Annotated in this window: 25 protein-coding genes and 1 pseudogene; 3 read left to right on the top strand and 23 right to left on the bottom strand. The window is 41.0% G+C overall.

Translation table 11 applies throughout. The features are described 5' to 3' along the window. The 7 genes from AC075J_RS09550 to AC075J_RS09520 form a co-directional block, all read right to left on the bottom strand. Positions 1-289 (bottom strand): class I SAM-dependent DNA methyltransferase (locus AC075J_RS09550; protein ID WP_476390263.1); only part of this gene is annotated, 289 nt, incomplete at its 3' end. 164 nt (positions 290-453) lie between these two features. Beyond that, a complete protein-coding gene (locus tag AC075J_RS09545; RefSeq protein ID WP_476390262.1) occupies positions 454-1,602 on the bottom strand; it encodes a hypothetical protein in 1,149 nt (382 codons plus the stop codon). 436 nt (positions 1,603-2,038) lie between these two features. After that, a complete protein-coding gene (locus tag AC075J_RS09540) occupies positions 2,039-4,096 on the bottom strand; it encodes a HelD family protein (RefSeq protein WP_476390261.1) in 2,058 nt (685 codons plus the stop codon). A gap of 300 nt (positions 4,097-4,396) precedes the next feature. Further along, entirely contained in the window at positions 4,397-6,235 is a 1,839-nt protein-coding gene (locus AC075J_RS09535; protein ID WP_119251429.1) for an ABC transporter ATP-binding protein, read from the bottom strand. Further along, entirely contained in the window at positions 6,232-8,394 is a 2,163-nt protein-coding gene (locus AC075J_RS09530) for an ABC transporter ATP-binding protein (protein WP_062807959.1), read from the bottom strand. The genes AC075J_RS09535 and AC075J_RS09530 overlap by 4 nt, the downstream gene beginning before the upstream one ends. Positions 8,395-8,535: 141 nt before the next feature. After that, complete coding sequence (locus AC075J_RS09525; RefSeq protein ID WP_055052585.1) at positions 8,536-9,003, bottom strand: MarR family winged helix-turn-helix transcriptional regulator; 468 nt, start codon at positions 9,001-9,003, stop codon at positions 8,536-8,538. A 233-nt stretch (positions 9,004-9,236) separates the two neighbouring features. Then, entirely contained in the window at positions 9,237-10,121 is an 885-nt protein-coding gene (locus AC075J_RS09520) for a LysR family transcriptional regulator (protein ID WP_022381258.1), read from the bottom strand. A 167-nt stretch (positions 10,122-10,288) separates the two neighbouring features. Here AC075J_RS09520 and AC075J_RS09515 point away from each other — a divergent pair, with 167 nt between their 5' ends. Then, on the top strand, positions 10,289-11,623 hold the full coding sequence (locus AC075J_RS09515) for a sodium-dependent transporter (RefSeq protein WP_118341582.1): 1,335 nt from the start codon (positions 10,289-10,291) through the stop codon (positions 11,621-11,623). Between the two features lie 202 nt (positions 11,624-11,825). On the opposite strand, the gene AC075J_RS09510 is transcribed toward AC075J_RS09515, so the two are convergent. The 12 genes and pseudogenes from AC075J_RS09510 to AC075J_RS09455 all read right to left on the bottom strand — a co-directional run bounded on the left by AC075J_RS09510 (position 11,826) and on the right by AC075J_RS09455 (position 20,866). Then, positions 11,826-12,827, bottom strand: coding sequence for a cytidylate kinase-like family protein (locus AC075J_RS09510; RefSeq protein ID WP_055052587.1), 1,002 nt, complete (start codon positions 12,825-12,827; stop codon positions 11,826-11,828). Between the two features lie 15 nt (positions 12,828-12,842). Further along, the gene (locus AC075J_RS09505) at positions 12,843-14,282 is read right to left on the bottom strand and encodes a sodium:proton antiporter (protein WP_055052588.1); all 1,440 of its coding nucleotides are present in this window, start codon (positions 14,280-14,282) and stop codon (positions 12,843-12,845) included. Between the two features lie 425 nt (positions 14,283-14,707). After that, positions 14,708-14,881: a DUF4250 domain-containing protein gene (locus tag AC075J_RS09500; protein ID WP_008706656.1), complete on the bottom strand. Its 174-nt coding sequence runs from the start codon at positions 14,879-14,881 to the stop codon at positions 14,708-14,710. After that, positions 14,882-17,474, bottom strand: a pseudogene (clpB, locus tag AC075J_RS09495) (ATP-dependent chaperone ClpB). A gap of 98 nt (positions 17,475-17,572) precedes the next feature. Continuing rightward, entirely contained in the window at positions 17,573-17,869 is a 297-nt protein-coding gene (locus tag AC075J_RS09490) for a hypothetical protein (RefSeq protein ID WP_020993550.1), read from the bottom strand. A gap of 68 nt (positions 17,870-17,937) precedes the next feature. Beyond that, a complete protein-coding gene (locus AC075J_RS09485; protein ID WP_008706659.1) occupies positions 17,938-18,180 on the bottom strand; it encodes a DUF3791 domain-containing protein in 243 nt (80 codons plus the stop codon). Further along, a complete protein-coding gene (locus AC075J_RS09480) occupies positions 18,177-18,647 on the bottom strand; it encodes a DUF3990 domain-containing protein (RefSeq protein WP_008706660.1) in 471 nt (156 codons plus the stop codon). The genes AC075J_RS09485 and AC075J_RS09480 overlap by 4 nt, the downstream gene beginning before the upstream one ends. Then, entirely contained in the window at positions 18,644-18,883 is a 240-nt protein-coding gene (locus tag AC075J_RS09475; protein ID WP_044951932.1) for a DUF3791 domain-containing protein, read from the bottom strand. The genes AC075J_RS09480 and AC075J_RS09475 overlap by 4 nt, the downstream gene beginning before the upstream one ends. Before the next feature lie 178 nt (positions 18,884-19,061). Then, positions 19,062-19,256, bottom strand: coding sequence for a hypothetical protein (locus tag AC075J_RS09470; protein ID WP_008706664.1), 195 nt, complete (start codon positions 19,254-19,256; stop codon positions 19,062-19,064). Then, positions 19,253-20,086 carry an alpha/beta fold hydrolase gene (locus AC075J_RS09465; RefSeq protein WP_476390260.1) on the bottom strand — a complete coding sequence of 278 codons (834 nt, stop codon included), beginning with the start codon at positions 20,084-20,086 and terminating at the stop codon, positions 19,253-19,255. The genes AC075J_RS09470 and AC075J_RS09465 overlap by 4 nt, the downstream gene beginning before the upstream one ends. Positions 20,087-20,163: 77 nt before the next feature. Then, on the bottom strand, positions 20,164-20,622 hold the full coding sequence (locus tag AC075J_RS09460; RefSeq protein ID WP_020993551.1) for a DUF6773 family protein: 459 nt from the start codon (positions 20,620-20,622) through the stop codon (positions 20,164-20,166). After that, on the bottom strand, positions 20,612-20,866 hold the full coding sequence (locus AC075J_RS09455; protein WP_179961367.1) for a helix-turn-helix transcriptional regulator: 255 nt from the start codon (positions 20,864-20,866) through the stop codon (positions 20,612-20,614). Before AC075J_RS09455 ends, AC075J_RS09460 begins: the two co-directional genes overlap by 11 nt. A gap of 284 nt (positions 20,867-21,150) precedes the next feature. Between AC075J_RS09455 and AC075J_RS09450 the strand changes: the two genes are divergently transcribed. Both AC075J_RS09450 and AC075J_RS09445 read left to right on the top strand, forming a co-directional pair. Next, positions 21,151-22,161: a LacI family DNA-binding transcriptional regulator gene (locus tag AC075J_RS09450; protein WP_044951935.1), complete on the top strand. Its 1,011-nt coding sequence runs from the start codon at positions 21,151-21,153 to the stop codon at positions 22,159-22,161. Next, positions 22,161-23,492, top strand: coding sequence for an MATE family efflux transporter (locus AC075J_RS09445; protein WP_008706674.1), 1,332 nt, complete (start codon positions 22,161-22,163; stop codon positions 23,490-23,492). The genes AC075J_RS09450 and AC075J_RS09445 overlap by 1 nt, the downstream gene beginning before the upstream one ends. A gap of 353 nt (positions 23,493-23,845) precedes the next feature. Here AC075J_RS09445 and AC075J_RS09440 read toward each other — a convergent pair whose 3' ends face one another. The 4 genes from AC075J_RS09440 to AC075J_RS09425 all read right to left on the bottom strand — a co-directional run bounded on the left by AC075J_RS09440 (position 23,846) and on the right by AC075J_RS09425 (position 26,421). Beyond that, positions 23,846-24,169, bottom strand: coding sequence for a hypothetical protein (locus tag AC075J_RS09440; RefSeq protein WP_008706678.1), 324 nt, complete (start codon positions 24,167-24,169; stop codon positions 23,846-23,848). A 117-nt stretch (positions 24,170-24,286) separates the two neighbouring features. Further along, positions 24,287-24,988, bottom strand: coding sequence for a class I SAM-dependent methyltransferase (locus tag AC075J_RS09435; RefSeq protein ID WP_476390259.1), 702 nt, complete (start codon positions 24,986-24,988; stop codon positions 24,287-24,289). Then, positions 24,985-25,767, bottom strand: coding sequence for an alpha/beta fold hydrolase (locus tag AC075J_RS09430; RefSeq protein ID WP_025579132.1), 783 nt, complete (start codon positions 25,765-25,767; stop codon positions 24,985-24,987). The genes AC075J_RS09435 and AC075J_RS09430 overlap by 4 nt, the downstream gene beginning before the upstream one ends. Before the next feature lie 12 nt (positions 25,768-25,779). Then, positions 25,780-26,421 (bottom strand): class I SAM-dependent methyltransferase, encoded by a 642-nt coding sequence (locus tag AC075J_RS09425; protein WP_055060378.1) that lies wholly within the window; start codon positions 26,419-26,421, stop codon positions 25,780-25,782. Positions 26,422-26,548: the final 127 nt, after the last annotated feature.

The following is a 26,548-nucleotide window of genomic DNA, read 5'->3' as shown; positions in this document are numbered from 1 at the left end:
CATCCTGCCATTTATTTTGCAAAGATACAGATACTGCATACTGCAAATACACCCGCTTCTCCATAGCCTCTGCAAGCATCTCCTCAGAATTATCGATACCGATCATATCATATCCGGCATCTGCAAGCATCTCTGTCACAGTACCTGTTCCACATCCCAGCTCCAGAACCAGACCATCCCTGATCCCGTCCTGAGTCAGTGTTTCTATAATATAGTCTGCCCATTCACGATAGTTTACATTATCCATGAAAACATCATAAACACCGGCAAATCTTCCATATGATTCCATTCATCAGCCCTCATTATCTACCTGTTTTACTGTTCACAGCAACACATATTTTCTCTGCTATTCTATCACAATATCCGTTCTTATGTAAATAACAGGTTGTTCTCTGTCAGCGCAAAAAAGGACGACTGTTTTTTTTACAGCAGCCGTCCTTTTCAACTTTTCTGTTACTGATTCTTAGGCATATAGCGGACATACGCCGGTTCTCCATGATAGTAATAGTCAACGCCGTTCTCATCATAAACGTCCTCACCATTAGCAAAATCATAGGTATTTCCGTCATCATCACACCATGTACCGTCACCGTTCGGATAAATTACAAGCGGATATCCATCGGAGTTTCTGTAAATAGTTCTTGTCTGATCTGTATCATAGTCCGGATCATCTGTTCCCACAGGTGTTCCGTCTGCATAATATCCATTGGAGGAACCATCGTCATAATCATAAGATCCGTCACTGCTGCCATCAGAAGTATAGTCTGATGAACTGTAATCTGATGAACCGTCCGATGAAGTATCACTGTAAGAACCGTCTGTGCCTGCTGAAGAACTTCCATCTGATGAACTGCCGGATGCTGTTGTGTCCGTACCTGCAGCCGCTGTTCCTGTAGTTCCTGAAGTGCCGTCCGCAGTTGTACCTGCTGTAGTTCCTGAAGTTTTTCCTGTTGCTGCTGCTTTCAGTACAGAATCACCGGAAATAGTGAATGAATCAACAGAAGTCTTGATTCCTGCCAGTGCTTTCTCATCCTTTACAGAACCTGCAACACTGTAAAATTCTGTTGTATTATCTGTGAAATATTTATTTACAACATATTTATAGTCACTCTTGTCAGTGAGGTAATGAACTGTATAGCTGTAAACATTTACACCACTGACTTCCTCTGATTTATAATCCTGGATCTCAAAATCTGTACCTTCTACAAGATTATCTGCCTTTACAAGTGCAGAGGCTGTATCCTGTGAACTTGGAATGATCGCAACAGACATATCCTCCTCACCGGAACCATGCAGGATCAGGAGTTTGCCCTGTTTCGGTGACTCGAAGCTTAACATATCGTCAGAATCTGATTTATTCGCCCATGTCGCATCCGGAAGTTTAATGGATACTGCTTTGTTCTTAGATGTATAGGTAGTATTCTGGGCATTGGCCGGTGCAGGGGTAGGAGTTGCTTTCGCTGCTTTGGTTGGCTCCGGTGTAGGAGTTACCTGTACCACACTTGAATCCTCGTCACTGCCGCCTCCAAAGCTACATGCAGTCATGGAAACAGATAATACAACTGTTAAGGCCAATAACATTAGTACTCTTTTATTTTTCATAATATCCTCCTTAGAATAGGTATATAGTCTTCAGGTAATATTTAATATCAGGTCAGGAGAGGAAACCTCTCTCTGACATTATTATAACTGTTCCGTACTTTATAAAATATGGTGTCAGGGACAAAAGGTATTTTGCCACTGACATTATATATTTTACAGTTTCATTACATAGATGTCAATGTCGATTTCTCAGCCTTCTGCGATTTACATAGTCTGTTATAACGCCATTTTTCTGCTTCATCATACCATTTATCTTTTTTTCTCTGTAACTGAGAGATTACTTGTTACTGTTCACACACCACTATCCCGCGAGGTGTTTTGGCATGAATATGCCAAAATCCCGAGACATACAAGCCAAAATTCCATTGCCGCAGGCAATCTGGAATGAATTTTGGCTACGTTACTGTGAACGGAGTGAACAGTAACGATTACTTTTTTATTTTTCCACTTCATACATATGCAGTTCATGAAGGGCTCTTGTTGCAGCGATATATCTCGCCTGACGCACAAGCGGTGTCTGGTCTTTCTGCGGAAATACTGCAAATACCTGATCAAATTCCAGACCTTTTGCCAGATAGAATGTCGTAACTGTAAGACCTTTCTTAAAGCTTGTGCTGTTTCTGTCCAGATAAGACAGGCGTTCTTTTACATCAAATCCTTTTTCTCCCAGAATTTCCTTCAGAAGAAGCCACATATGTTCTGCTTCTTTCTCTGTACGCAGGACAACCGCTGCTGTTTCATATTCTTCTTCGCCGAGTTTCAGAGTTTCTGCAATCTTTTCCGCAGCATGGCTCACATCTGCAAATATTTTCTCCTCCACCGGAGCACCATGACGTTCAAAGAGTTCCATGTCTTCAATACCCGCAAGCTGATTTGCATAAGACGCAATCTCTATGGTGTTACGGTAACTCTTATTCATAATGATCTTGTGGATATCTCTCCCGAAAATCTTCGGCAGAAATTTCAGTACATCCTGCTGTTTGTCATCCATAGTCTGTGCCCGGTCACCCAAGATCGTCATTTTGCAGGAGAAAATCCTCTGCAGGATTTCATACTGAAGCCTTGAGTAATCCTGCATCTCATCTACCACCAGATGCTTGATATTGCTTCTTCCCTGCTGGCTCTGCAAACGATATTTCAGATAAAGAACAGGATAAACATCCTCATATTTCAGCTTTCTTTTCTCATAAGAAACCCGCGGAAGTCCTTTGTATCCGTTCTCTTTCAGGAACTGACTGTAGATCACATAAAGATCTCTGGTCACATACAGTTTCATGAATTTCTCACGGATCAGGTCTTTCTCATCATCCGCCAGATCACGATCCCGCAGAGTTTCCACCTCGTCAATGAAATAATCTGCAACTGCATCCATCCTTGAGAGCAGTGGAAAATCCTGGAATTTGAAATAAAATAATTCAATGATCTCTGATTCTGTCTTTACAAATCCCTTATATTCCACATCTTTAAAATTCATCAGCCGGTCTTCCAGTTCCACCAGATAGCGTTCCATAAGATTTATAAATTCCATGGACTGTTTCTCTTCTGCAAGAGAAGCTTTCTGCGGAAAACGGATTCTGCGTTCAATTTCATCATAGCGGTCTTCGCAGTCAGAAACTGTATCCCTAAGCTGCTTATAGGCAAAAAGATCAAAGCTCATTTCCTTAATATTCTCTTCTCCCAGTTCAGGAAGGATATGGGAGATATAATCGGAAAACACTCCATTTGGCGACAGGATCAGAATATTGGAAGACTTCAGATTCTGTCTGTCATGATAGAGAAGATAGGCAATCCTGTGAAGTGCCACGGAAGTCTTACCGCTCCCTGCTGCTCCCTGGATTACCATGATCCTGTCTTTTGTATTGCGGATAATAGCATTCTGCTCCTTCTGGATAGTACGAATAATGTTCTTAAGCTGTACTTCACCGTTACTTCCCAGTTCCGCTTTCAGAATCTCATCATCGATCTTCACATCGCTCTCAAATTCATAGATCATTTTTCCGTTGCGGATCTTGTACTGCCATTTGGAAGCAACCTCGCCATGGATTTCACCCATGGGAGCCTCATAAGAAGCCTGTCCTTTGTCATAGTCATAAAACAAACCGCTTACCGGAGCACGCCAGTCATATACTAATGGAATATGCCCTGCTTTCTCTGCAAAATTTCCAATTCCAATATAAAAGATCTCCGGTTCGTCCTCTCCTTCGTAAATGAAATCCACTCTTCCGAAGAATGGAGAATCTGCCATTCTGCGAAATCTCTGTTTCAGAATCAGCTGCTCTTCATTTGCGGAAATCTGGCGGAACAATGCCTGCTGATTATCATAATTCTCATAACCATACTGGTCCATCTCTGTATAATTTTCCCAGTAATACTCATGCATTCCCTCAATCTCTTTCTGGCCTTCCACCAGAGAGAGACTGATCTCTGTGATACGTTCTTTTAATTTTTCCAGCACATAGCCCAGATATTCTCTGCCGTTTTTCTTATCTGTCATATTATTGATATCCTCTGATATTTGCAACTGTTCAGTAACTTCACAGCTACAATACTCCTTATTATTGTTATCATTTTCTTCTGTTTCTATGATAAAATTTATCATTTTTCGTAAGTTAGTTTTTAATTATAACATATTACCCTCTGACAGAAAAGACTAAAATATTACTGTTCACACGCCACTATCCCGCGAGGTGTTTTGGCATGAGAATGCCAAAATCCCTCAGCCGGTATCTGTGAGATCCTATATCCACCAGATATATTCTCTTTCACAAATACCCCTGAGGGATTTATAATAACTTTATGCAGTTGCCTTATTCTCAAACTGGCTGTTATACAGGTCTGCATAGAAGCCTTTCTTAGCCAGAAGTTCTTCATGATTTCCCTGCTCGATAATGTCACCGTCTTTCATAACCAGAATCAGATCTGCATCCTTGATGGTAGAAAGTCTGTGTGCGATCACAAAGCTTGTTCTGCCCTTCATCAGATTGTCCATGGCTTTCTGGATACGCACTTCGGTTCTAGTATCTACAGATGAGGTTGCCTCATCCAGGATCAGAATCTTATTATTTGCAAGGATTGCCCTGGCAATAGTGAGAAGCTGTTTCTGTCCCTGGGAAATATTGCTGGTTTCTTCATCCAGGACCATATCATAGCCTCCCGGCTGCTGCATGATAAAGTTGTGCACATGGGCTGCCTTTGCTGCTGCGATCACCTCTTCATCTGTTGCATCCAGACGTCCGTAACGGATATTTTCCATAATGGTTCCTGAGAACAGCCAGGTATCCTGAAGCACCATTCCAAACATCTCTCTCAGACTGCTTCTGTTAAAATCTTTGATGTCATAACCATCTACCTTAATACTTCCGCCATTGAGATCATAAAATCTCATAAGCAGTTTCACCATAGTTGTCTTTCCTGCACCTGTGGGACCTACAATGGCAATCTTCTGGCCATCCTTCACATCTGCTGAGAAGTCATTGATAATGATCTTATCCGGATTGTAACCGAATTTTACGTGTTCAAACTGTACATCTCCTGTAAGAGTATTAATATCTACAGGATTCTTTTCATTCTGGCTCTCTTCCGGCTCCTCCAGGAATTCAAATACACGCTCGGAAGCTGCAGCAGAGGACTGTAACAGGTTGGTGACCTGTGCGATCTGCTGGATTGGCTGTGTAAAGTTACGGATGTACTGGAAGAAGGACTGGATATCACCGACTTCAATACTTTTTTTGATTACAAACACGCCGCCTAAGAGAGCTACCATTACATATCCAAGGTTACCTACAAACTGCATGATCGGCATCATCATTCCTGAGAAAAACTGAGATTTCCATGCAGATTCATAAAGCTTCTGATTATCTTTCTCAAATTCTTCTACTACATCATTCTCTTTGTTGAAAACCCGGACCACATTATGACCACCGAAGTTTTCTTCGATCTGACCGTTTACTTTACCCAGATAGCTCTGCTGATCCTGAAAGTATTTCTGGGAATGCTTCATGACAGTCTGGATGATAAACATGGAAACGGGCAGGATCAGAAGTGCTGCCAGAGTCATCCACACATTGATGGAAAGCATCATAATAAATACACCGATCAGGGTTGTCACTGATGTGATCAGCTGTGTCAGACTCTGGTTCAGACTCATCTGCAGAGTGTCCACATCATTGGTGATACGGGAGAGGATCTCACCGTTTGTTCTGCTCTCATAATAATTCAAAGGCAGTCTGTTGATTTTCTTTGAAATATCTTTTCTCAGATTATAGGTAACATCATTGGAGATTCCTGACATTACAAATCCCTGTACAAAGGAAAAGCATGCACTTAACACATATAATCCAAGTGTCCATAACAGGATCATCCCGATCTTTCCGAAGTCAATTTCACCGGTTCCGTTTACCTTGGCAACCAGGCCGTTAAACAGCTCTGTGGTCGCCTTACCTAAAATCTTAGGCCCTACAATACTAAACACAGTTCCCGCTACTGCAAAGATAAACATCAGTATAAAACGGAATTTATATCGTCCCATATAACGGAAAAGCTTAGCCATGGAACCCTTGAAGTCTTTCGCCTTTTCGCCGGACATCATACGTCCATGTCCTCCCATAGGACCTCTTCTTCTCTGTTCGCTCATGCCAGTTCCTCCTCTGATAACTGAGATCTTGCAATCTGCTGATATACCTCACAATTTGCCATCAGTTCCTTATGAGTTCCAATACCTGCCATATGTCCGTCGTCCAGTACAATGATCTGGTCTGCACCAAGGATAGTACTGATCCTCTGGGCAACGATTACGGTAGTTGCGTCCTTGGTGTACTCCTTCAATGCCTTTCTTAACTGACTGTCAGTCTTAAAGTCAAGGGCAGAGAAGCTGTCATCAAAGATAAAGATTTCCGGATCCTTTGCAATGGCTCTGGCAATGGACAGACGCTGTTTCTGTCCGCCCGAAACATTGGTACCTCCCTGTGATACAGGGGATTCATATTTCTCCGGTTTGGTATCAATAAATTCTGTAGCCTGTGCAACCTCTGCTGCTTCCTTTACCTGTGCATCAGTGATTTCCGGCTTACCATAGCGGATGTTTGAATCAATGGTACCTGAGAAAAGTACACCCTTCTGCGGCACATATCCCAGCTTATCACGAAGCTCTTTCTGAGTCATGTCACGGACATCCACACCATCCACTTTAACAGAACCCTTTGTCACATCATAGTATCTTGGGATCAGATTGATCAGGGTACTTTTACCACTTCCTGTACTTCCGATCACTGCAATCGTCTGACCTTTCTTTGCTTTAAAGGAAATGTCTGTCAGTACATTCTCACCTGCTTCCGGGTAAGCAAAGGATACATGTTCAAATTCGATCTCGCCTTTCACACTTTCTGACGGATGTACCGGAGTTTCCGGATCCTGAATGGAAACCTCTGTTTTCAGAACCTCATCAATACGAAGCGCTGCAACATTTGCTCTCGGGAGCATAATAGACATTGCAGTGATCATCAGGAAGGACATAATGATCTGCATTGCATACTGGATAAATGCCATAACATTACCAACCTGCATGGTTCCGTTGTCTACTGCATGGGCACCACTGTAAATAATAAGTACAGATACTCCGTTCATGATCAACATCATAATGGGCATCATAAAAGTCATACATCTGTTGACAAACAGGTTTGTTTTTGTCAGATCCAGGTTCGCTTTCTCAAAACGATCTTCCTCATGCTTCTCACGGCTGAATGCACGGATAACAGGAATACCTGTCAGAATCTCACGGGATACCAGATTCAGTCTGTCGATCAGAGTCTGTAAGATAGTGAATTTTGGCATTGCCACCTGGAACAGCACAAAGATCACAATCAGGATCAGACCAACTGCCACACCAAGGATCCATGTCATGGAAGAATCTGTGTTTAATACCTTGAGCACTCCACCAATACCAAGGATCGGCGCGTACAGAACAATGCGGAACATCATTGCCATAACCTGCTGTACCTGCTGCACATCATTGGTGCTTCGTGTGATCAGGGATGCTGTGGAGAATTTATGATATTCTCTGCTGGAAAAGCTCATAACCTTGCGGTAAATGCTGTTTCTCAGGTCATGACCAAGTCTGCCTGCCACTCTGGCCGAAATAAATGTGACGCTGATTGCTGCCAGCATGATCACCAGTGCCATGGCAAGCATTCTGATACCTGACATCAGGATGTAATGCATCTGAATGGCATCCACATCTTTTCCCAGTGCTTCATATTCTGAAGCAACAAAGGAAACACCAGCCTGTGTCACAATAGACTCCGGCATATCTTTCAGCTTCTCATCCATCTGACTCATAATCTGCTGTACTGCTTCTTCCGGCATCTGTGCCAGTGCTGTCAACGGGTCTGTTCCCTCCGGAAGGCCCATCTGTGCAGCCATTGCCTGCCCCTGCTCACTGTCTTCGGAAAAGGCAGCTACCATCATCATTGCCTTTGAGAAATCCTCATTTAAATTCTCTCTGGTTTCTTTGGAAATATCATCGTTTAATAACCAGGTATCATCTTCCTGTGTATAATTCTGTGAAACTTCCTTTTTCTGATCCTCATCCATAAAAATCTGAAGATTCTGCAGGGTTGAATCCCGAAGCTTATCCGGCACACTGTCTTCAATACCTTTCTGCTGGATACCTACATTAATGATCTTGGAGGTATAATCCGGCAGGGAAAGATCACAGTACGCCTGCAGAAACAGAAGTGCTATGATCAGGACAATGTATCCCGCTGATTTCTTCAGATATTTCATCAGTTTAATCATTGCTTGATTCCCTCTTTTCCTATTTTTAATATGTATGTCTGTTTAAACTCACGTGTCAGTTCTTTCACAGACAATATTATTTTTTATCTGAACATGCTGATACAGTTTTCTCAATCTGCTCCATCATGTATTTTTCAGTTTCTACCTGTTGACAGGTATCTCCGAAATATTATCCAGAATCTGCCCAAAAAACCTTCGTAAAAGACATAGCTCTGCTTCGCTGAAATTGCTGAACATCACTTTCTCCACAGCTTTGCTTTCCTGCTGGAGCTCCTCCACGATTTTTCTTCCGTTTTCTGTCAGATATACACGCATGATGCGTTGATCTTTATCATCACGTTTCCTGCAGACAATGTCTGCTTTCTCCAGACGCTGGATACTTACATTTACAGTGGGCGGTGTTACACCCATCCACTCTGCAATCTCCTTCTGGCTGCAGCCGTTATGTCTGTATACGATCATAATGATCGGCATCTGTCCCTGTTGGATACCGATTTCCCGTATACGCTGCATACATCTCATACCATATTGGCGGTTGATCTCCATAAAGAGCGCAGGCATGCTTTTCTCTTCTCGTTTTTCTTTCTTCTCCTCTTCCGGGCACCACATAACTTCACTCCTTTCCGGCCTCTGTCCTCTTTCAGGTCTGATATTATTCTTTAATTAGCCTGACTAATCATATATAATATACTTTTAGACAAAAAATGCAAGTGTTTTTTGTGCAGTTTATAATTATTTTAGATTTAGCTTTGATATTTCCAATTTGTAAATATTCAATTTTATTTTGCCTGGCTAATTTTTTTCATCTCAGGTCGAATAAAATTTCCAATACTCTTCAAGCTCTATCTCTGCATAACTTCTTTATAAAATTCTATAAACACATTAATTGCCGGAGACCGCCATTTATTTTTGTGGAGCAGCAATTGTGTCCATACAGTTACCGGGCAGCCGGCAACATCCAGTCTTTTAATCTGTCCGTCTTTCACATATTTCTCCGAAATAAAATCCGGAAGAAAGGAAAGCAGGCTGCTGTTTTTTACCAGTTCACATATCTGAAGCGGATTTCCGATTTCAAGAACCGGGCGGATTTCCAGTGATTGGGATGCAAGAGTTTCATTCAGTATTTTTCTGTAGCTCATGGCTTGTTCTGTTAACACAAACTCATTCTGAGAGATTTCACTTAATTTCCATGAACAGCCTGCAACAGGATTATCAGCCGCTACAATAAAATGTACCTGTTCTTCCTGTTCCGCACAAATAATAAAATCCGAATCATAAATATGCCTGTCCAGAGTAAAAACCAGATCTGTTTCGTTCTTCCGCAATTTATCAAACATCTGCTCTGTACCGTTTTCTGTTATCTCCACTTTTATTTCCGGATACTGATGATGAAAACGCAGAAAATCATTTTTAAAATATCTGCTGCAGACAGAACTGGACATAGACAACCGGATCTCGCCTTCAATGCTTTCAGCCGAATTCAGCGAATCAAGCATTTTCGCCTGTGCCTTCAGAATGTTTCGAGCCTGCTGCAAAACTAAAACTCCCTTTTCCGTAAGATTGATTTTATGATAATAACGGTCAAACAGCCTGACATCAAGTTCCTTTTCCAGTTGTTTGATCTGTGAAGAAACTGTAGACTGCGTATATCCCAGTTCCTTTGCAGCAGCCGAAAATCCGGAATATTCACATACTGCAATAAAAGTTTTTAACACATTTGTATCCATAGTTCATTCCTTCCCATAACTTTCCAGTATTTTTCCATTGAAACATTGAATCGTTATTTTTTATAAACAATATTTTCAATAATATACAACAAAACAATCAATTTTACAAATATTGTTTTTTATCTTATAATATCCCTTATATGAACTTCTGAAGGGAGCGTTATCTTATGAAACGTGAACAGCTTGGAAGCCGGCTTGGCTTCATTATGCTTTCCGCCGGCTGCGCCATTGGCTGCGGAAATGTATGGAAATTCCCGTGGATGTGCGGGCAAAATGGCGGCGGCAGCTTTATGCTGATCTATCTTCTGTGTCTGGTCATCCTGGGAATCCCGGCTCTTGTGTTGGAATTTTCCATCGGAAGAGCGGCTCAGACAAGTCCCCTTTTCATGTACCGTAAGCTGGAAAAGCCAGGACAGAAATGGGGGATTTTCGGTTGGTTCTGTCTGCTTGGCAACATTGCCCTGATGGCATTTTACACTGTTGTCTGCGGCTGGATCATTTATTATTTTGTACAGTTTCTCAGAGGTAAAAATGGTTCACTGGGATTTTCAGCCATGATCTCCTCTCCCTCTGTGAATGTATTCTTCTTACTGGTCACTGTAGTCATTGCATTTTTCATCCTTTCCTTCAATCTTCAGGGAGGACTGGAGCGTGTGACAAAATATATGATGTCTGCACTGCTGGTACTGATGCTTGCTCTCGCTGTACACAGTCTTTTTCTGAAAGGCTCTGGTGAGGGAATGACCTTTTATCTGAAACCGGATTTCTCAAAGATTGATGGTTCGGTGATCGTAGGGGCAATGAACCAGGCATTCTTTACTTTGTCTACAGGTATGGGCGGTATGGCTATCTTTGGCAGCTATATTGGCAAAGAGCATTCTCTAATGGGGGAAGCTATTCATGTGATCACACTGGACACATTAGTTGCTTTTCTGGCAGGAGTTATTATTTTCCCTGCATGCTTTACCTTTAATCTGGAAGTAAATGCAGGTCCGAGCCTTCTGTTTGATACAATGGCGGCTGTTTTTAACAATATGTCCGGAGGACGTATCTGGGGATCCTTATTCTTCCTGTTCATGGTATTTGCAGCCATGTCAACCGTCCTGGGTGTGTGCGAGAATATCCTGGCAATGATACGTGAGCTTACCGGCTGGTCTCGTCCAAAAGGCAGCGTGGTCTGCGGCACAGGTGTCTTTCTTCTGGCACTTACCACAGCCCTTGGTTTCAGCGTTTTCCACTTCCAGCCATTTGCCGAAGGAACTACCTGGCTTGATTTCTGGGATTTTATTGTTTCCAACAATATTTTACCCCTTGGCTCTCTCATACTTGCACTCTTCTGCTGTAATAAGTTCGGCTGGGGATGGGATAACTTTATCAAAGAGAGCAATACCGGTAAGGGCTTAAAGGTACAGAGCTGGATGAAACCGCTCTTCCGATTTGTACTTCCGATTATAATTGCCTTTATCTATATTTATGGTATGAGTACATTCAACTGGCGTTAAAATCAAAGTCGTTTACAGCAAGCGCCGGGCATTCCCAGATTGCTTTGCTGCTTACAAATATCTGCCTGGACTTGGCAAAAAAATAAGCTCCGTGGATTTTTCTTTTATCCACAGAGCTTATTTTCTTTGTCAGGCGGATATTCGCAATCCGCTCCGCTATTTACTTGATTCGGTTAAATCAGACAGATAAATCTCCCTCTGATCAGTGAACCTTCTGATCCAGCATTCTCCGGATCAGCTCAATTGTATCCTTCAGTCCATAGTTGGCACTGTTGATACACAAATCATAATTCTCCGGTTTTCCCCATTTCTCACCGGTATAAAATTCATAATATTTCTTATGCTGCTTATCCATCTGCTTCAGAAAACGTACTGCCTGTTTCAGATTCATATTACGGATATCCATAACGTGCTGCACACGAACCTGGAACGGAGCACTGATAAACAGACTGATATGAGGAATATGATTATTCTTAAGAATCGCATCTGCGCAACGTCCCATGATCACGCAGTCTTCACTCTTTGCCAGTTCACAGATCAGATCACTCATATTGAAAAATACTGCGTCCTGCTTCGGAAGTCCATGATAACGATTGAATTCCCTGAACCAGGTTTTCAGATCTGTGTGTTTTTTCTTTCTGTATTTATCAAACCCTTCAAAATTACCAGTATCACTGACTGCATTTTTGTCTGCCTGCAGACGCTTCATAACCTGATCAAAAATTTCTGCATCATAATAGTTGATCTGAAGCTGATCCGCCAGTTCAAATCCGATATCATTACCGCCACTTCCCTGTGTACGGCTGATACAGATGATCAGATGATCATTTTCGGAAATCTCATTCTGGCGTCTTGCGATCAGATTATTCAGACTGATACGTTCTTTATCTACAATATCTGTCTGTCCAAATGTATCCGGAAGACTTTCAATCTCTTTCAGAATACTGTCATACTCTATCATAAGACGTCTTCTCTCGCTCTTATCCCTGATGGTACGGGCCATGTTACTGATCAGCGCCAGTTCACTTCTGAGCAGATGTCCGTCCGGCTTGGTATACATCAGTGCTGCCAGATGACGGAGAGTTGTTTCTTTTTGTCCTGTAAATGTACGTCCCAGAGAGGAACCCACACATTTATAAACTTCTTCGTCCAGGTTATAAATGCGTATTGCAAGTTCTTTACATTTTTCCTGATTATCCTGCATAATGATCCTCCCTCCTTATAAAAAGAATACAAACATATCAATAACAAACACCGGAATCAGAAATGCCACAGACCAGAGCATATATCCGAAGAATGACGGCATCTTCACACCGTTCTCATCAGAGATTGCCTTTACCATAAAGTTCGGGGCATTTCCGATATAAGTGTTGGCACCCATGAATACCGCACCACAGGAAATGGCAGACAGAATCTTGGTAGGTACTGTTCCCAGTGTGGTTGTGATTCCATTTGTAAATGCCAGCGTTCCGGCTGTTGTAAGGAATACCAGATAAGTAGGTGTGTTATCCAGGAAACTGGAAAGTGCACCTGTTGCCCAGAACATCTCTGCCGGTTCAGTAACTCCCAGATTCGGTCCTACAGCTTTCAGAAGCATCAATGCAGGCTGCATGGTGATAAAAATACCGATGAATAAAACCGCAACCTCCTGGATCGCACCCCAGGTAAAATGGTTCCTGATACGGATCTGCTTATCTGTTGTCTTAAAGGAAAGAAAAGCAGCAAGCAGAATGATCACGATTTCGATCAGAGCCGGGAATGTCAGGGTTACTTCTCCAAAGAGATGAATGCCTCTTACATTGCCTGCAGCATCCTGGAATGCGGACATTCCCGGAAGTACACCGCTTAAAATTACCGCGCCAACGATCATCACAAGGAAAATGATATTGTGCAGTCCATCCAGACGAAACTGAGTACCCGGTTTACGGATATCCGGTTTACGGCCATTTGCAATATCTTTTCTGTAGGAACGTTTATCAATCTGATAAAATACAAACAGCAGAATGACCATATTAAAGATCAGTACAGGGAACAGATGCAGGCTCCAGAAGAATGGAACACCTCGCATAAATCCCATTAACAGCGGCGGATCTCCAATCGGGGTAAGACATCCACCCATATTGGAAATCATGAAGATAAAGAAAATCATAATATGTCCTTTTCTCTTTCTCCATGAATTCATTTTAATTACCGGACGTACCATCAGCATACTGGCACCGGTGGTACCGATACAGCTTGCCAGAAGAGTTCCCAGTGCAAGCAGACCTACATTAACACGGGGGGAACCTGCGAAATCACCCTCCATGGTAATATTACCTGATACGCAGAACAGGCCGAATAACAGAATGATGAATGTAAGATAATCATTCACAATACAGTCCAGAACTGTCTCTGCAGTCTTTCCGGCTCCATAAACGAAAGCAAATGGAACCACCATCAGAATGATCCATAAGGCAACAACCAGTGGCTGATGAGACTCCCACCACTCCGCTTTCACCAGAGGCATCACTGCAATACATAACAAAAGCCCTGCAAAGGGAATGCAAAGCCATACAGGTACTGTAGATGGTGCTTTACTGCCTTCTGCCGCAAATACACTCAATGGACAAGCCAGAAGAACTGCAAAAAAAGCACCCAGTACGGTCACCAACTTTTTCAAAACTGCCACCTCCATATTGTATTTTCGTACAGCGCGATTATCATTCAGGAGATTTTTTTCATATACGTGTTTCTTCCTATTTAATATGCGCTTGTTTTTTACAGATGCAATTATATCATACAGCATACAAAAATCAATTGTGTGGATAGTGAATATTTATACTTTATTTCCTGTTTTTTTATACATTTTTTACATATTTCCTGATTATTTTCGTTTATATTTTAACGATTTAATCTTTATTACTGACATTTTTTGTGCTGCCTTATCTATTTTTTAAAATTGTACTGATTTTGAAACACATGACCCAATAACTGCTCCGCAGTTTATCACTTTTGGGCAATTAAAGCAGGGAGCTTTCTTATATGCAATACGAAAAATGCTCCCCAACAGCAATTCCCGCTGTCAGAGAGCATTTCGCATATTTCTTATATGAACTGATTGGTTGCCTCATCATACTCATAATCGATGGAATGCATCTTCGCCACCAGTTCGTCTTTCTTCAATCCTCTGCATGTGCAGAGTGCTTCCAGGGAATCATAGTAATCCCTGAGCTGAGTATTCACATAACTCAGCAGAATCATTGGATCTTTGGGTATCATTTAGTTTCCGTCCTTTACCGTAACAATGAATTCCCCATTCTGAACATCCAGCACCAGAGTATCACCTGCGTGAACATCTCCGGACAAAATCTTTCTCGCCGCAAGAGTCTCTACATATTTCTGCAGATAGCGCTTCAACGGACGTGCACCATATACCGGGTCATAGCCATTCTCGATAACCTGATCCTTGGCTGTATCTGTCAGTTCCAGGGAAAGCTCCTGGTCTGCAAGACGTTTGTCAAGCTCGCCGACCATCAAGTCTACTATCTTACCAATATTGGATTTTGTCAAGGGCTTAAACATAATTATTTCATCCAGACGGTTCAGGAATTCCGGACGGAAATGGCCTCTCAGGTCATCCATAACCTGACTCTGAGCCTCAGGTTTGATCTCACCATTCTCATCAATACCATCCAACAGATACGGAGAACCGATGTTGGAAGTCATGATAAGAATTGTATTCTTAAAGTCAACTGTACGTCCTTGAGAATCTGTGATACGGCCATCATCCAGTACCTGCAGCAGTACGTTAAACACATCCGGATGTGCTTTCTCAATCTCATCGAAAAGTACAACACTGTATGGTTTACGGCGGACTGCCTCAGTAAGCTGGCCGCCCTCCTCATATCCTACATATCCCGGAGGCGCTCCGATCAGTCTGGATACAGAATACTTCTCCATGTATTCACTCATATCAATTCTGACCATATTCTGTTCATCATCAAACAGATTCTCTGCCAGAGTTTTGGCAAGCTCTGTCTTACCTACACCTGTAGGACCAAGGAACAGGAAGGAACCGATAGGTTTCGGTCGGATCCTTGATGCCGGCTTTGGAACGAAGGATTGCATCTGTAACCCTCTTCACACCTTCATCCTGGCCTACAACTCTCTTGTGAAGCTGATCTTCCAGAGTGAGGAGTTTGGCTCTCTCGCCTTCTGTCAGTCTTGTTACAGGAATACCGGTCCATCTGGAAATGATCCTTGCGATCTCATCATCAGTAACTGCCTCATGAACCAGACTTCTGTCACTTTCTTTGACACTCTTCTCTTCGATTTCCAGCTGCTGCTGTAATTTCGGAAGTTCGCCGTACTGTAACTGTGCAGCCTTCTCCAGATCATAGTTCTGTTTTGCTTTCTGGATCTGCTTATTCACATCCTCAATCTGCTCACGAAGCTTCTGTAATTTCTCTACAGAATGCTTCTCATTGTCCCACTGTGCTTTCTGTGTATTAAAGGTATCTCGAAGCTCTGCCAGTTCCTTCTGAAGTGCTTCCAGACGTTCCTTACTCAGGTTATCTGTCTCTTTCTTCAGTGCAGATTCCTCAATCTCCAGCTGCATGATCTTACGGCGCTGTTCATCCAGCTCTGAAGGCATGGAATCCAGCTCTGTCTTGATCAGGGCACAGGCCTCATCCACCAGGTCAATGGCCTTATCAGGAAGAAAACGGTCTGTGATATATCTATGTGAAAGTGTAGCTGCTGCAACCAGCGCACTGTCTGTGATCTTAACACCATGGAAGACCTCATATCTCTCCTTCAGACCACGAAGGATGGAAATGGTATCCTCCACTGTAGGTTCATCTACCATAACAGGCTGGAAACGACGTTCCAGAGCGGCATCTTTCTCAATATACTGACGATACTCATCCAGAGTTGTGGCACCGATACAGTGAAGCTCACCTCTGGCAAGCATAGGCTTCAGCATATTGCTTGCATCCATGGCTCCGTCAGTCTTACCTGCACCAACGATCAGATGTAACTCATCAATGAAAAGAATGATGTTTCCTTCACTCTTCTTTACTTCTTCAAGGACTGCTTTCAGACGTTCCTCAAACTCACCTCTGTATTTGGCACCTGCTACCAGAGCACCCATGTCCAAGGCAAAAATCTTCTTATCCTTCAGACCTTCCGGCACATCCTCCGCCACGATTCGCTGTGCAAGACCCTCGATTGCTGCTGTTTTACCTACACCAGGCTCACCGATAAGCACCGGATTGTTCTTGGTCTTACGGGAAAGGATTCTGATGATATTACGGATTTCTTCATCACGTCCGATCACAGGATCCAGCTTCTGGTTACGTGCCTTTTCAACTAAATCCTCACCATATTTATTCAAAGTATCATAAGTAGCTTCCGGATTGTCACTGACTACACGCTGATTGCCTCGTACTGTAGAAAGTGCCTGCAGGAAACGCTCCTTAGTAATGCCAAATTCCTGAAACAGTTTCTTCATGCTTGGACTTGGATATCTCAACAAAGCAAGGAAGAGATGCTCTACAGAGACATATTCATCTCCCATTGCCTTGGCTTCATCCTCTGCACTGACCAGAGCCTTGTTCAGGTACTGTCCGAAACGGAGCTCACCGCCGGATACCTTAACCTTAGCATCCAGTGCCTGATTCAGAGAATTTCTGAAATAATCCTTATCTATCTCCATCTTCTCGATCAGTTTAAGGATCAGGCTATCTTCCTGTTCCAGCAGAGCATATAAAAGATGCTCCTCTTCAATCTCCTGGTTGCCAAACTGATAAGCAACCTTCTCCAGATCCTGGACAGCCTGTACGGATTTCTGTGTAAATTTACTGATATTCATAGGCTAACCCTCCTCTTGTATGAGAAATATCTCTCCCGAAGGAGAAATATGTTGTTTTCTTTGTTCTGCATGTAATATAACACACGTTGTTAGCACTGTCAATAGGTGAGTGCTAATTTTTTTTCAACTCCTCTCCTATCTACCTCGCTGATAAATTTTTCTATCAGTCTGTTTACTTCATTCGGCTGGTCCGTATTGGAATTATGACCAGAATTCTTTATCCATATTTCTGATTTCTGCAATAAATCCTCAACACCGCCACAATAGAGAATCAACTCTTTATAAGCCTGCTGAACTTCTGGCGATAAATTCATATAAGCAAAGTACAGCTTGTTTAATCGTCTGACAGAAGTTGTCCTTACAATGTCGCCAGCAAAAGGAAGTTTCTCTTCCATCGTAATTCAGTCCTTTCTTTTTAATTTTGAATATGAAAAAAGCAGTCGATCCTAAATGAAAGACTGCTTTAAATCATATCCTTTACTACCACATTTACAGGCACTTTCCCGGCATATTCTTGTTCCAGTTCCTCTGCCAAATATGCATCGCTCATGCAGTGCATATCAGAAACACCGTCACGAATCAGCTGATAAACCTGGGAATGATAAAAGAAATCCAATGCCGCATCCAGCGAGAGCCCCTGCTGTTTAGCAAAGCATTCAATAACACGGCTATATTTTTTCTGAAGCAAAATCGGATTCGCTGTCATAATGTTTCACTCCCTTCAAAATGCAATAAAGACAATGCTTTTTCTGTGCGGAAACTTATTTGCAGATTCGGCTTTTCATAACGCAGGCGGTTGATAGCTTCCGTCTTATCAATCAGCCCGTCAAAGAACAGCTCCACAGTATTGAACACCTTATCATTGGCAACACCACCCACAACCAGGTCGTAATCGGTCGAATCTTTCCCGCTGCGGCAGTTCAAAATAAAATCCAGCCATTCTTCGGAATAAGAATCGAATTTCAGCATTTTCAGTTCAGATTCCCGGCTTTCATCGTATTCATACCGGGAAATAATACCGTCTTTCCCACGACGTTTGAACTTGCCGCACCACTTTGCAGCCTGTTCATATAGCGGCGTGGCATAAAAGCCACGCCCGAAATCCACATTGGGGCGGGAATGAGCTAAATCTGGCTTAGCAATCTCTAAAAAAGAACCATGATAGAGAATCATACTTCTACACCCCTTTCTTTCATCACGTCAAGGAGGTCATCAACAATATATTCCCTGCTCTGGGTATGCAACATTTCATATTCCGGCACAATATAGCCGTTCAAAATATTACTCTGTTCGGTAAATGCCTGATAAACACGCTCTGCATTCACACCCAGCTTTGCCGCTACATTTTCAATGCAAAAAACAGCAAACTCCAGCTCACTGGAATTTTTGATTTTTTCATCTGTCATAATCTACAAGCCCTCCTTCGGAATCACTGTTCTCCATTTGAACGCTTTTATCTTTATTATATGCAAATGTCCGCACAATAACAATACTAAATTTACGCTCCAATAATCTTATTGAATAACTGTAACAATACGTCTTTTACGCCGGACGTATTGAATACAAGACCAACGGCTACTAAGGCAACTACCAAGAATCCGATAAGTTTGGAAAACTCACGCTTGAATCCCAAGTAGATACCGATATAACTGCAATAATGCTAGAAGTAAAATATCCGATACCTTTTCCAGCCACAATAAAATGCAGAGCAGCCAATATTATACTAATAACTATCAATGCAATTCCATATAATACTTTTTTCCACTGTATATTTAATTTCATCCGGGCACTCCTTTCCTATCTATCTCGCTGATAAATTTTTCTATAAGTCTGTTTACTTCATCCGGCTGGTCAGTATTGGAATTATGACCGGCATTCTTTATCCATTTAAGCGATAAACCTTCCCTCTGATGCCATTTCTTATTATAACTTTTTGCAGATCCCGCTTTATCCTTTTCTCCACAGATAAGTAATGCCGGACAACTGATATGATATGGCAAATCTGCTTTAATTGCCTTAGCAAGCGTTCTGTACCCGAAGCCAGCGAGCTTTGCATATTCTTTATGCTCTGAGTTATAGGCCATCATCATCTTTCGCATAAGATTCTGACCATAGTCCGTCTCAGAGCACCCTCTTGAACCAGCCCTAAGAAGAGCTTTCCATGGATATATTCTGTATAATGGCTCTACTCTTTCAAGAAGCCATATTTCCATTGCAGTCATATAAGACTTTTGAAGCGGTGCAGAATCAATGGAGATAAACCCCGTTATCTTATCCGGATATAATTCCATATACATTTGGGCCAGATATCCACCCATAGACTGACCGATAATGATTGGATTATAAATTTCTTCTTTTGCTAAAATTTCATAAAGCCATTCTGCCATATCAGACAGGCTGTAATTATTCGTAAATGGTCTGGATAATGCATGTGATGGTGCATCCCATACAAACACATTCTGTTTATTCTCAAAATATTCTGTCTGCTTCTCAAAAAGCCTATGGTCTGCCGTAAGACCCGGTAAGAACACTAACGTAATTCTCTGTTTATCTATTATATTTACAAAATAATGGATGCAGCCACAGGGCGTCTTGTAACTGTTTTCTGTCATTTTTCGCCCCCTTTCCATAAACCATTTCCCAATGATTTATCATTTCCAGATATCATTAATATCTTCTACTTCATATATCACTCATCTTCCTCAAGTTTCTGTACTCTTCTTTTATATATTTTAGAAGATATCATTAATGCTAATAAACATAAGATTTCCACCTGCACAAACATAATAATTCCGGTTGCAATTGAACCAATAAGTTTATGGTAATTCCGATAGGAAACACTAAACCATATAATTCCTGTCAACACTGCCGCAATACTACTGACTATGACATTCGTCTTGAAATTCGGTTTCAATCTCCTGTCCCAGATTCCATTTCGGATACATGCAACCCAAAGATAAAAGGCAAGACTCATAAATACAGCCCATTCTCCGGCAAGATTCTTGATACTGTCATTCCCCACTATCATTTGTATTGCCATTACAATCAGCAATCCCCAAAAAGCAATCCAACATCCATTATGTTCGATTTTAAGAAGTTTTAGTTCCTGACGTTCATCTAAATTACTTTTCATTTTCCTAATTTTCATCCTCTTCATCCTCCCAGAATAAATCATCTAAACTTTTATCTAATACGCGACAAATTTTACGACACAGTTTTATTGTGGGATTATATTCTCCCTTTTCGATAGCATTTATAGTTTGCCTTGAAACACCAACAGCTTCTGCTAAGACCTTTTGCGTCATATCTTTTTCAGCCCTTGCCACTTTTATCGCAATATTTTTTGCCACTTTATGTTCACCTCCATTTATAAAGTAATATTTCTTTTCCATAATGTCAATTATATTTTACTTTTTGTCTTGTATATTAAGACAAGAATGCCCTTAATGATTAACCCATAATTGAATTTTTACTTCACGATAAGAAAATCCCCTGTCATTTTTATGTCCATAAGTACTCTTTCAGATGTATCCAAATTGCTGAAAATGTGTTATGTAATAGTAAAATACCACAAAAATCGAGTACAAATTTTGTAATGGGTTATGCGCTTAACCTTTGTAAATTCCACATTTATAATGTACCATATAATCATAATATCGCAGAAGAAGGAATGGAAATGACACAGAACAGGATTAGAATCGTAGATGTTGCAGATGCGTTAGGTCTTAGTACTGCTACTGTCTCAAATGTGATCCACGGCAAAACAGAAAAAATTTCAGATGAGACGGTAAAACGCGTCCAGCAGGAACTTGAAAGGTCGGGATATATCCCGAATATGGCTGGCATTTTGCTTGCGAGAAATAATTCAAGAATCATCGGAGTGGTGGTGAATGACCATGAAAAGTATGAAGGCAGGGTTTTAGAGGATGGATTTGTGATGTCATCACTGAATGCTCTTTCCCATGAGGTTAATGAAAAAGGTTATTTTCTAATGATAAAAACGACATCTGATATCAGAGAGATTCCGGTATTTGCATCCATGTGGAATATGGATGGACTGATTCTGATTGGATTTTGTGAAGCTGACTATGAAAGCCTCAGAAATCAGATGCGGATTTCGTTTGTAGTGTATGATGGCTATTTTGAAAAATGCTCAAAGGTAGTAAATCTGGTCATCAATCATTATGACGGCGGCTATCAGGCCGGGAAATATTTAAAAGAACTGGGACATAAAAAAGCATTATGCTTAGCAGATAATTTCATCTGCATGGATAAAGAGCGCATCGAGGGGTTTCGTAAAGCCTTTGAACACGGAGAAACCTATAGATGGGAAATACCAAAGACAGAAAAGGAAAGAATGCGCTTTTATGAGGATAACTATATGCAGCTGTTAAAAAGCAATGTTACCGCTGTTTTTGCAGTGTCCGATTTTTATGCACTTGAGTTTATGAAGTTTTTACAAGGAAAAAACATTCGGATTCCAGAGGATATCCAGATTATCGGCTTTGATGATAACATGGCAAGCAGGGAAAGCAATCCTTCCCTCACAACGATTCATCAGGAAGCAAACTTAAGGGCGAAAGCGGCAATTGAATGTTTGGAGGCAATGCGCGATGGAGCAGAATATAAGACAGAAATCGTGTTACCGGTTGATTTAATACAAAGAGAAAGTACGAGGAAATTATAATGTCAAAGTTTATGAAATCATTGTGTAAAATAGCAATTCCTGTCACATTGCAAAGCATGCTGCAGGCATCATTTTCAATTGTTGACCAGATCATGATCGGACAGTTAGGCGAGACAAATATATCGGCAGTTGGATTATGCGGTAATTTTTCATTGATTTTTTCAGTGGTGATTGGTGCAGTAAGCACGGTTGCCGGGATATTAATTGCACAGTTTATTGGTGCACAGGAAACAGAAGAGGCATGGTGCAGTTTTGATGTGAGCCTCATCTGCGGAATTATGATATCAGCATTGTTCCTGCTTGCAGCCGGAGTTTTTTCATCGCAGATTCTTGGATTATATACGAAAGATATGAGTATTATAAATACTGGTGCGGTTTATTTTAGAATCGTAGCATTTTCTTATATTCCAATGGCTGTCAGCAATATTTTATCCTCCTGGCTGCGCTGTAAGGAATATGCCACGATACCATTTCTGGCAAGCTTTGGAGCAGTTATTGTAAACACAGGACTGAACTATCTGCTGATATTTGGAAAATTTGGATTTTCATGTATGGGAATAAAGGGTGCTGCCATTGCCACACTTATTTCGCAGTTGTTTAACCTGATATTTATTGTTATCGGATTTGTCTTATGTATCAGAAAAGATGGAGATAAACCGGTATTGTCTCTACATTTTAAAAAAATCACGATCAGAGATTATCTGATAATGATTATGCCGATTCTAATTAGTGAATTTTTATGGAGTCTCGGGCAAAATGTGGAGTCTGCTGTTTATGGACATCTTGGCACATCAAGCCTTGCAGCCTATACACTTACCGGTCCGATACAAGGGCTTATGGTAGGGGCACTTAGTGGATTGTCTGCGGCTGCCGGTGTGATAGTCGGCAAAAGACTTGGCAGGAAAGAATATGATGAGGCTTACACAGAATCAAAGAAGATTATGTATGCAGGCTTATTTGGTGCGGTAACGGTATCGGCTTTACTCATTCTTTTGGCCGGAGTATATACCGGATTATATCGTGTTGATGACAGCGTAAAAGATCTTGGAAAAACACTGCTTATCGTATTTGCCTTGTATGCTCCGGTCAAAGTGGAAAATATGATACTTGGCGGAGGCATTATAAGAAGTGGCGGTAACACCAAAATCATTATGATCATTGATATTGTTGGCACATGGTGTATCGGAATTCCACTGTGTCTGCTTGCAGCATATGTATTCAATTGGGGAATTGTTGGTGTGTATACATTGCTTACCACGGAGGAATTATTCAGGCTTGCTGTATCGTTAATTGTCTTTAAAAGGCGTAAATGGATAATTAGTTTATGCTGATTTACTTCTTGCTGGGATCCTTTCAATCACTACTGGGGATGCCGAAATGTGGAATTAACCGACATCCCCTTTAAATCATATCCTTGATTGCTTTGTGTGGAGATTTAACTGATTATCTATATCCCGTCCGACATACTGCTTTCCCCAATTACTCCCATTGTATGGAAAAACAAGATGACTGGATTTGATTTATTTCCTGTTGTTTTAAATACCACACTTCCACCTTCTGTCTATTTTTTATCTATCTACTCTCTTCCATTTTGCAACAGCATTTCTTACCCGCCAGTCAATATCCAGACGTGCTCTGCGACATTCTTTCGGATGTTTTCTTGCTGCCTGAAATGCCAGTTTCACTAAGAAGCAGCAGTCAATGCCAGTGTTCCTGTAGTAGATGCCCCGACAATTCCTATCTTCTGATCACCATGTGCTTTTAACCAATTGATTGCTTTCTCTATACGTTCCAATGGATAATTATGATGTCCATAATCTTTTTTTCCAGGTGACATTGTCATCACATTCACACCGAGTTTATGTAGCCATTTCACGGATGTATGCGCCAGATAATCCTCTGGATCATCCCCGATCATGGCAATCATTGCACAGTCTGATCCTGTTTTGCATTTCCAGTATGAACCATAAAATCCATCTGTTTCCACATCAAAATGTCTTTTCTTCATTTATCATCTCCTTAATATCGGCCACGTTTCTCCAAAACTATTATTTTGTTTGAGATATTCCGAACGATTTGAATCTTTCCTATCACATGATAAATCGGTATAAGCTTTTTCATTCCTTCAACCAGACTGACTTCCTGTTGAACAGAAAATCCCGGCACAATTCTTTGCAGTTCTGTTCCGGGCTTCAACTCCCCATGTGAATTTTGCATTGCTTCCCTCTATGGATTTTTCTTTCACATGTTTTACAACAAAAGGTGACATGGTTTCGACCATTACGGTTACCTTTTTGAACGATTTTTCAATAATAGAAAACATTTTTCTGATATCTTTTTCACACAAATACATTGTAAGCCCTTCGATTATTGCCAGAACATTCTCACCGTGATAATCGATATCATCTATATAGGAATTATCCATTGCAGACTTTACAATCTGATATATCGGACCTGTTTCTGGAAGAAATTGCCGCCTTATCTTCATAGTCTCCGGCAAATCTATATTGTACCAATGCAGATATTTCCCTTTCATTCGATAACATCTGGTATCCAGTCCACATGCAATATTTATAACAACTGTATTTGCATTTTTCTCCAAATATTGCTTAACCATCCGGTCTAATACAATTGTTCTCGCAATCACACCATAAGTCATAGCGTTATCTTTATCCGCTTTGGAAAAGTCATAATCAAGCTTTTTCACAAGTTCTACTGCAATTTCGTCATTTATTTTAGCATTTTTCTTTTTTGTTTCTTTTGCTCTTGCATACAAGGTCTGTACCATCGTTTCCGGCACACCTGTCACATTCACTTTTTCTTTCATTGTCTGTCGCCTTCTACTGCTTTTTTTACTTCTTTCACCCATTCTGCACTATGGCAGCAAAACAGTTCTTCATGCTGCATGTTATGTCTTCGGATATCCGGATTTTTGAAATAAGTACAATATCTCTTTTCGTATTTTTCACCCATCTTTGTTGCATAAAACACGTGAATTGTTGTTCCCGGTACATCAATTCCATGCTGGACTTTCGTAACCAGATCAGAATAGAACTGATTATAAACACTCTGTTTCGTAATCCATGGACTTCCTCCCTTGTCAATACCAAACATATTTACAAATCCATCAATCAGTTTCTTTCTTGATTCATCTGCTTCATTTATTTTCTTTTGCATAAACTTAGGTAATTTACCCGTGTGTACCATTTTATACATAATTGGCACAATGATAGATGACTGGAGCTTTGCCATAAACGAACCTGCTTCATCCATATCACTGCTCCCAATGATGCCATGATCTATATGGATTCTTTTCCGCTGAATCAGAAGGGATACAAAACTTCCTCCAAGGGAACATCCATACGCTGCTTTAATTCTCCCACCATACTTTGTTCTGATTTCCTGCTCAATTTTTTCACATTCATCTTCCATCGAATAAAATTCTGTTTTCTCGTTTGGATCAAATCCATCATAAGAAACTGCTACCGTATAAAAATAAGAATGTAACCCATCCAGTACATGATCAAAGCTACTATACAGGCAACAGGTACCGGGAAATAAAAATATCACAGGTTTACGATTGTCTCCACTTTCATAAAATTTCATAGCTAGTCTCCTTCAGGCTTTTCTGACAACACAATGCATCCTCATACCTTTGCGGATTTCAAATTTTTCTACTTTTAATCCTACTTTTCTGCAGCATTTCATGACCACATCTCTTGTTGGAACTCGAACATCTCCATGTCCGCATATATTTGCCAGAGGCATTTCCAATGTATTCATCAGCCATACCAATACTTTATTGTCACTGGTCACATCCCGCAGGATTAATCTTCCATTTGGGCGAAGACATCTTTTTACACTGTCAAAAAATGCCTGTGGATCCGGATAATGATGAAAACTCATAGAACAAATAATTGCATCAAATGAATCATTTTCAAAAGGAAAGTTCTCACAGTCTCCTACAACAAACGTTGCATTTGAAATGTTTTTCTTTTTTGCCTGTTCAATCATGGCCGGAGTCAAATCCAGACCTGTATAATGTCGGTCTGGATATTTTTCTGCTAATAAAGAAATCATCGGAGCCGGTCCACATCCAGCGTCCAATAAATCTCTAAATGGCTCTTTCTCTAATTCTTCCAAAATATCCGGATAGTCCTTCTTACACATTTCGTAAATACCCGCATGGTTACTTTCATATCTTCCTGCTGCTTTTGTAAATTCAGCAATTGACAGTTTTTTGTATTCTTCGTTTTTCATGTTGTTTTCCTCCAATCACACCAGACACCATAAATCAATATTTTCATAGAAATCCGTCCTCTTTACATTGTCCAGTAAATCGCTATCATATATGTTAGTTTTATCTAACCTTAATTTTCTAAAAAAC

The organism is Blautia sp. ZXY-1-C6 (assembly GCF_056339875.1).
Note: the sequence above shows the minus strand (reverse complement) of the source record. Positions and strands in the feature narration are given on the sequence as shown.